This window comes from bacterium (assembly GCA_016873475.1).
Lineage (GTDB): Bacteria > Krumholzibacteriota > Krumholzibacteriia > JACNKJ01 > JACNKJ01 > VGXI01.
Window position 1 is genome coordinate 1 of record VGXI01000148.1, and the last position, 8,089, is coordinate 8,089.

Sequence of the window (8,089 nt, forward strand, 5' to 3'; positions counted from 1 at the left end):
CGCGCCGCTAGTAGAGCTGCTTGACCTCGCCGAAGGAGAGGCTGGCGGTGCCACCGGGGCCGCAGTCGCAGCCCTGGCTGCAATTGAAGGTGAAGCGGCCGCCCAGGACCTCGCGCTCGACGGCGTCGCCATCGACGAGGATGACGGCGCCCTGGGCGCTGCCGGCGACGACGCGGAGCTGGCGATCCACCCCCGGCCAATCGGTGCCAAAGGGCAGGAAGTCGAGGCGGCCGAGCAAGGCGAGGGGCCCGGCGAGGGGCGCGGTGAAGGCGATCGCGAGGTCGTCCTCGAGGCTGCCGATGACCAGGGGGCTGTTCCAGTGCGGCGTGCACTGGCCCAGGGGATAGCCGGGGCTCAGGGAGAGGCCGGCGAGGGCGAATTCGGCAGCGATGATGGCGTCGATGCCGTCGAGGCAGGCGGTGAGGTAGACGGAAACGGTCGTGTAGGGCGTCGTCGCCGCCGCGCAGAGCGTGGCGGATTCGTCCGCGAAGAGGCCGATCAGGTCGTCGCCGGCGCGGGCGGGCAGGGCGCCGAGGGCGAGGGCGAGGGCGAGGAGCGCGCGGCGGGGGGGCATCGGCCACCTCCTGCGGGGCGGGGGAATGCTAACAGGTCGCGCTGCTCCTGCCAAGCCGCGCCTCACGCCGCCCGAGCGAAGGCCTGGACTCAGGGTCGGACACCGCAGGGGGAGCATTGCGCCTGATCCGTTCACCGCGCCATCCGGGCCTGCGCATCGCGCCCAGCGAGGCGGGGGCCGGCCTGTGCCTCACCGCGGTGGGGGAGAGCCTGGCCGGCCTTCTCGCGCCCGGCGAGCGGCTGCTGGCGGTCGACGGACAGCCGCTGACGGACGTGCTGGATTTCCACTACTACAGCGCCTTCAGCGCCGAGCCCGAACTCAGCATCCTCGGGGTGGACGGCGCGGAGCGCCGGGTCCGCGTGCCCGGGGAGCGGCTCGAAGGGGAGGCGCTCACCTTCGCGCCCCTCGAGTTCAAGACCTGCAGCAACGACTGCGTCTTCTGCTTCATCCACCAGATGCCGGCGGGGCTGCGCGAGGACCTCTACTTCATGGACGAGGACTACCGCCTCGGCTTCCTCTACGGCAACTACGTCACGCTGGCGCTGGCCCGGGAGCACGAGCTCGAGCGCATCGTCCGCCAGCACCTGAGCCCGGTCTACCTCTCGGTGCATGCGATCGACATGGCCCTGCGCAATCGCCTCCTGGGACTGAAGCGCAGCCGGGACATCCGCGGACTCATCGCGCGTCTGCTCGCGGGAGGCATCGCCATCCACACGCAGATCGTGCTGGTGCCCGGCTGGAACGATGGCGCCGCGCTCGACGAGACGATCGCGGCCCTCGCCGGCTACCACCCGGGCATCGAGAGCCTGGGCATCGTGCCCGTCGGATTGAGTGCCCACCGCGCGCGCCTGACGCCGCTGCGCGCCTTCGACGCGGCGGGCGCGGCCGCCGTGATCGCCCAGGTGGAGACCTGGCAGCGCCGCCTGCAGGAATCGCTGGGGACGCGCTTCGCGCACCTCGCCGACGAGTTCTACTTGCAGGCCGGCCAGCCCCTGCCGCAGATGGCCGACTACGAGGCCTTCTTCCTCTACGACAACGGCATCGGGATGAGCCGCGACTTCATCGACACCGTCCTCGCCGAGGCGGAGCGCTGGAGGGCGCCCGCGCGGCCTCTGCGGGTGGGGCTCCTCACCGGCAAGCTGGGGGAGCAGCTCTTGCGCGAGCAGCTCCTGCCGCAGCTGGGGAGGCTGCCCGGACTCGCGCTGGAGCTGCGCGGGCTCGAGAACCGTCTCTTCGGCTCCGGCATCACGGTGAGCGGGCTGCTGCCGGGGGAGGAGCTGCTCGCCGGGCGCGCGCTGCTGCCGCCTGCGCTCGACGCCCTCGTCCTGCCGCCGAACACGCTCAATGCCGCGGGGCGCTTCCTGGACGATCTGAGCCTCGCGGACTTCCGCAGCCGCGCCGGCCTGCCCGTTGTCGTCCCGGAGACTGGGCTGCTGGGCGCCCTCGCCGAGTTCGCGCGCGGCCGCAGCTAGAAATCACTTGAAGGAGCGCGGTCGGGCCTGCTAGGGTGCGTCTATCGCCATAGATATCATGCCCTTTCGCAGGATGCCTCAAGTGCCGACGCCCTCCACGATCGCCATCGTCGGCCGGCCCAACGTGGGCAAGTCGACGCTCTTCAATCGCCTGGCGGGGCGCCGGCTCGCGGTCGTGCACGCGCGGGCCGGGGTGACGCGGGATCGCCTGGTTGCCAAGGTCGAGCGCGAGGGGCGGCGCCTCTGGCTGGTCGACACGGGCGGCATCAGCCTGGAGCGGGACGAGCTGTCGCGCGCCACGACGGAGAGCGCCCTGGCCGCCCTGGAGGAGGCCGAGCTCCTCCTCTTCCTCACCGATGTCCGCACGGGGGTCACCGACGAGGATCTCGCCGTGGCCAAGCTGCTCCGCCGGCGCGCGGAGCGGGTCTGGCTGCTCGTCAACAAGGTGGAGCGCGCCGAGGACGAGCTGGCCCTGCACGAGTTCCACGGTCTGGGCCTCGGCGAGCCGCTGGGCCTCAGCGCGCTGCACGGGGGCGGCGGCATCGCGGAGCTCTGGGAGCGCCTGCTCGAACGCGTGCCGCCCCTGCCCAGCAGTGCCCAGCTCGAGCGCGAGTTGCGCCTGGCGGTCGTCGGGCGGCCGAACGTGGGCAAGAGCAGCCTCGTGAACGCTCTGCTCGGCGAGGAACGGATGATCGTCAGCGAGATCCCAGGCACCACGCGCGACGCCGTGGACAGCCCGCTGCGCTGGCACGGCCGCGAGGCCGTGCTGATCGACACCGCCGGCCTGCGCCGCAAGAGCCGCACGAAGTCGCGCCTGGACGTCTACAGCAGCCTGCGCAGCCTGGCGGCGATCGACAACGCCAACGTGGTGCTGCTCGTGCTGGACGCGAGCCAACCCTTCACGGAGCAGGATCAGCGGATCGCCGCCCACGCCCACGAGGAGGGCAAGGGTTGCGTGATCGCCGTCAACAAGTGGGACCGCCTGGAGAAGGACGACCAGACCCTGGGCGCGGTGCTCGAGCGGGTGCGCGAAGGGCTACCCTTCCTCGCCTACGCGCCGGTGCTCTTCATCTCGGCGGTGACCCGCCAGCGCATCCACACGGTGCTCGAGGCCGCCTTTCGCGTTTTCGACAAGCGGGGCCAGCGGCTGGGCACGGGGCAGCTCAACAGCGCCCTCGAGCGGGCGGTGGCCCGGCGGCCGCCCAACCACTTCAACGGCGGCACCGCGCGCTTCTACTACGCGACGCAGACGGGGGCGGCGCCGCCCAGCTTCACGCTCTTCGTGAACAATCCGGAGTGGGTGCACTTCAGCTACAGGCGCTACCTGACGAACCAGTTGCGCGCGCACTTCGATCTGGAGGGCAGTCCCCTGCGCCTGAACCTCAAGGCCCGCAGTCGCCGGGAGCTGTCGGCATGAGCGGGAGCGCGCTGCTTCTCGTCGCCCTCGCCTACCTCGTCGGGGGCGTCCCCTTCGGCTACCTCGCCGGTCGCCTGGTGAAAGGCGTCGACCTGCGGCGCGTGGGCAGCGGCAACCTCGGCGCGACCAACGCCATCCGCCAGCTCGGCTGGGGCTGGGGCGTCACCGTGTTCGGTCTCGACCTGCTCAAGGGGTGGGTGGCCGTGGCGCTCGCCCAGCGCCTGGGGGGGGAGGGGCCCGGCTGGCTGGCGCTGGCCGCGGGCCTCGCCGCCATCCTCGGCCACAGCTTCACGCCCTACCTGGGTTTCCGTGGCGGCAAGGGCGTGGCGACGAGCGCCGGCGTCTTCCTGCGCCTGGCGCCCGTCGCGACGGGCCTCACCTTGCTCGTCTTCGCGGTGGTGGTGCTGGCCTCGCGCATCGTCTCGCTCTCGAGCCTCGCGGCGGCAACGGCCATGCCGCTCTTCCTGCTGTGGCGCCAGCCGGGCGACCGGCTGCTCCTCGGTTTCGCGCTCTTCATCACCCTGCTCATCTGGATCCGGCACCGCGCGAACCTGCGCCGCCTGCTGCGCGGCGAGGAGCCGCGCTTCGGCGCGCCGCCGAAGGGGGCGGCCTAGATGGCGACGGTCGCGGTGCTCGGCTGTGGCAGTTGGGGCAGCGCGCTGGCGAAGGCCCTGCACGAGGCGGGAAACGCGGTGCGGCTCTGGGGTCACCTGGAGTCGGAGATCGAACCGATCCGCAGGGAGCGCAGCAACACCAAGTACCTGCCGGGCGTGGTGCTGCCCGAGGCGGTGGCGGCGGGCGCCACCACGGATCTCGCTGCGGCGCTGGCGGGCTGCGAGGCGCTGGTCCTCGTCGTGCCCAGCCTGGTGCTGCGCGAGGTGGCGGCGCGCGCGGCGGCCTCGCCGGCGCTGCCCCCGGCGGCGACCTGGATCCTGGCGGCCAAGGGGCTCGACCCGTCGAGCGGGCGCAGCCTCTGCTGGGCGATCGAGGACGAGGTGGGCCCGCTCGGCGAGCGGCTGCTCGTGCTCGTCGGGCCGAGCCACGCCGAGGAGGTGGGCCGCAAGCTGCCCACGGCCCTCGTGCTCGCCGGGGCCGAGAGCCCGCGGCGCGCGCAGCTCCAGCGCGAGTTCTCGAGCGAGACGCTGCGCGTCTACGTCAACGAGGATCGCACGGGCGTCGAGCTCGGCGTGGCGCTCAAGAACGTGGTGGCGCTGGCCTCGGGGATCATCGACGGGGTGGGCCTCGGCGACAACACGAAGGGCGCCCTGATCAGCCGCAGCCTGGCCGAGATCGGCCGCTACATCGAGTCCCACGGCGGGGACCGGCGCACGCTGCTCGGGCTGGCGGGCGTGGGCGACCTCGTCACGACTTGCTTCAGCCGGCACAGCCGGAACCGCCACGTCGGCGAGCAGCTCGGCCGCGGCCGCAAGCTGCCGGAGATCCTCGCGGAGATGGTGCAGGTGGCCGAGGGCGTGCACACCACGCGCACCCTGCACGAGATGGCGAGCCGCGAGGGCGTCGAGATGCCCATCACGGAGCAGGTGCACGCCGTGCTCTTTGCGGGCAAGGATCCGCAGCTCGCCATCCGCGAGCTGATGACGCGCGATCCGGCGCCCGAGATCAGGAAAGGAGGTCGCCGTGCCGGGAGCGAAGCCTGAGCAGGCGCCTATCGTCCAGGCCCGGCCCAAGAAGCCGGTCGGGCGGCTCTACTGGAGCATCAGCGAGGTGGCGGAGCTGACGGGGGTGAAGCCCCACGTGCTGCGCTACTGGGAGACCGAGTTCCCCAGCTTCAGGCCGAGCAAGAACAGCGCCGGCAACCGGGTCTACCGCGAGCGGGACGTGGAGCTGGCGATCGCCATTCGGCACCTGCTACACCGGGAGCGCTACACGATCGCCGGCGCCCGCCAGCGCCTGGCCGAGACGCGCAAGGTGCGCGACCTGCTCGAGCAGTTCGAGATCCCCTTCGCGCGGGCCGACCAGCGCCAGCTCCTGAAGGAGATCCAGGCGGAGCTCGTCGCCCTGCGCCGCGCGCTGGATGGAAAATAGACCCGCGCCCCTTGTCAGTCGGGGGGCAAGTTGCTATATCTAGGCGTGTTCGGGGCGTAGCGCAGTCCGGTAGCGCACTTGCATGGGGGGCAAGTGGTCGGGTGTTCAAATCACCTCGCCCCGACCTGAGAAGAGGCCTCGCTGCGTTCATCGCGGCGGGGCCTCTTCGTTGCGGGGTCGTCTCGCCGCCGCCTACCAACCGCGTTGTACGGCTGCCTGGAAGCGAGCCCGTCGCCAGCGGGCGGATTTGGTATAATCGTGTCCAGGCAGGGGGCAGCCCCGTCTCGGAGGTAGCGGAATGCGGATGGGTTCGACGGTCCTCCCGGTGGCCACCATTCTGGTCGCCTTGCTTGCGGGAGGGGAAGGTGCCCGGGCGGGGGCGGACGGCGTGATCGTCGGCTGGGGAGGGCAAGTCCTCGTCGCGCAATCGGCCCTCGAGGGCGCCCAAGGGATCAGCGCCGGCGATTTCCACAGCCTGGCCTTGCATGCCGATGGTAGCGCAGTGGCCTGGGGAATGGGCGACAACGACCAGTGTGATATCCCCGATCCGAACGCAGCGTTTGCGCAGCTCTCAGCGGGATACTACTACAGCCTCGGCTTGAAGTCCGACGGCAGGATCGTCGCCTGGGGATCGAACCTCTTCGGAGCATGCGATGTGCCGGCGCCGAATGCGGACTTCGCGGCAATCGACGCAGGCAGCTACCACAGCCTCGGTCTGAAGAGTGGCGGCCACATCGTCGCCTGGGGCAAGAACAGCCACGGGCAGTGCATCGTCCCACCACCCAACGCCGGCTTCCAGGCTGCGGCAGCGGGAGCCGATCACAGCCTCGGTCTGCTGGAGGATGGCAGCATCGCCGCCTGGGGCCTGAACAGCTCCGGGCAATGTGCTGTACCCGAGCCGAACGCCGACTTCATCGCCATCGCCGCCGGCCGCCAGCACAGCCTCGGACTGAAAGCCGATGGCACGGTCGTCGCGTGGGGAGATGACGCGTACGGACAGTGCACGGTGCCGGAGCCAAACACGGGCTTCGTGGCCATTGCCGCTGGCGGCAGGCACAGTCTGGGCCTGAGAGACGACGGCACCGTCCTGGTGTGGGGAGACGATACATTCGGCCAGTGGTCTGTGCCGGACCCGAATGCGGCGTTCGTGGCGATATCGGCGGGCTATGGTCACTGCGTCGGTCTGCGGAGTGATGGGGCGGTAGTGACCTGGGGTTGGAACAACAACGGGCAGTGCAATGTGCCGGCGCCAAACGAGGACTACGAGGCCTTCGCTGCTGGGTTGAACTTCTGCCTGGGCCTGAAGAAGTCCGGCATGATCAGGGCCTGGGGCAGCGACTCCGAAGGCCAATGTGCGGTCCCGCTGCCAAACAGCGGGTACGCCGCCATCGCCGCTGGCCAGCGGCACAGCTTGGCTGTCAGGGCGGATAGCACGCTGACGGCTTGGGGATTGAACAGCTCGGGTCAGTGCGACCTGCCCGTTCCGAATTCGGGGTTCGGCTCGGTCGCCGCCGGTGCAGCGCACAGCCTGGGTTTGAAGGGCGATGGGCGCGTGGTGGCCTGGGGGAGCAACGCTCACGGGCAATGCCAGGTGCCGGAGCCGAACAGGGGCTTCGCAGCGGTGGCGGCCGGCTACTACCACAGCCTTGGTCTGACGGCCGATGGGTATGTCATCGCGTGGGGAGAGAACGACGCCGGGCAGTGCGACGACCCGGCGGGCAACGGGATGTTCATCGCAGTTGCGGCTGGCTACTCCCATAGCCTGGGACTCCGGGTTGACGGCACGGTCGCGGCATGGGGAGACAATAGCTCGAGCCAGTGTGACATTCCCGATCCGAACGAGGGGTTCGTCGCGATCGCGAGTGGCGCGTTTCACTGCTTGGCTCTGAAGGCCGACGGCAGTGTCATCGCCTGGGGCGACGACAACTTCGGGCAGTGTGATGTGCCTGCACCCAACGAACGCTACGTAGCGATCGCAGGTGGTGAGTACAACAGTCTGGGGTTGACGTGGTCCGGTATCGTGCCGGTCGGGCTGACGGCGTTCCGGATCGATGCTGTGCCCGGTAGCGTCACGGTCGAGTGGGAAGTGGCTGATGAGTCGCAGAGCTTCCTCCTCGAAGCGCAGCTCGGCCAAGTGAGTTGGACGGTCCCCTGCGTGGTAACCGGCCCTGGCCGCTTCATGGCCGTGGACCACTCGCCACTGCTCGTGGCCGGTGCCCGCCTCAGGTATCTCCTCCATGGCGCGCGCCTCGGCGAGCCGATGGCACTCCTGCGAACGGAGACTGTCCTTCTGCCGTTCTCACCCGCGGCGCTGCTCGTTGACCCCGCCTATCCGAATCCCTTCCGATCCGAGACCGGCATTCGCTTCCAGCTGCAGACGGCGATGCGAGTGAGCGTGACCGTCCATGATGTGATGGGCCGGGATCTGGGCACAGTACTGGATGCGTTCCTTCCCGCCGGCGATCATGCATGCACCTGGGATGGGCGCGATTCTGAGGGCGGCCTCCAGGCGGCGGGGGTGTACTGGGTCCGCGTCAACACCCCAGCCAGTGTGGCCCTCGTGCGGACGGTCCTGCTTTC

General features: G+C 70.3%; 7 protein-coding genes and 1 tRNA gene. 7 read left to right on the forward strand and 1 reads right to left on the reverse strand.

The window, feature by feature from the left end:
- Window positions 1-7: 7 nt before the first annotated feature.
- Window positions 8-574: a hypothetical protein gene (locus tag FJ251_11350; protein MBM4118313.1), complete on the reverse strand. Its 567-nt coding sequence runs from the start codon at window positions 572-574 to the stop codon at window positions 8-10.
- A 116-nt stretch (window positions 575-690) separates the two neighbouring features.
- Here FJ251_11350 and FJ251_11355 point away from each other — a divergent pair, with 116 nt between their 5' ends.
- From FJ251_11355 to FJ251_11385, 7 genes are all read left to right on the forward strand, one after another.
- On the forward strand, window positions 691-2,046 hold the full coding sequence (locus FJ251_11355; protein ID MBM4118314.1) for a DUF512 domain-containing protein: 1,356 nt from the start codon (window positions 691-693) through the stop codon (window positions 2,044-2,046).
- 82 nt (window positions 2,047-2,128) lie between these two features.
- Window positions 2,129-3,463, forward strand: a complete 1,335-nt coding sequence (der, locus tag FJ251_11360; GenBank protein MBM4118315.1) for a ribosome biogenesis GTPase Der — start codon at window positions 2,129-2,131, stop codon at window positions 3,461-3,463.
- Window positions 3,460-4,077: a glycerol-3-phosphate 1-O-acyltransferase PlsY gene (gene plsY / locus FJ251_11365; protein MBM4118316.1), complete on the forward strand. Its 618-nt coding sequence runs from the start codon at window positions 3,460-3,462 to the stop codon at window positions 4,075-4,077. Before der ends, plsY begins: the two co-directional genes overlap by 4 nt.
- A complete protein-coding gene (locus FJ251_11370; protein ID MBM4118317.1) occupies window positions 4,078-5,121 on the forward strand; it encodes an NAD(P)-dependent glycerol-3-phosphate dehydrogenase in 1,044 nt (347 codons plus the stop codon).
- Between the two features lie 10 nt (window positions 5,122-5,131).
- On the forward strand, window positions 5,132-5,509 hold the full coding sequence (locus FJ251_11375) for a MerR family transcriptional regulator (GenBank protein MBM4118318.1): 378 nt from the start codon (window positions 5,132-5,134) through the stop codon (window positions 5,507-5,509).
- A gap of 50 nt (window positions 5,510-5,559) precedes the next feature.
- Window positions 5,560-5,636, forward strand: a tRNA-Pro gene (locus FJ251_11380).
- Window positions 5,637-5,807: 171 nt separating this feature from the next.
- On the forward strand, window positions 5,808-8,089 hold a 2,282-nt coding region (locus FJ251_11385; protein ID MBM4118319.1), incomplete at its 3' end, for a hypothetical protein.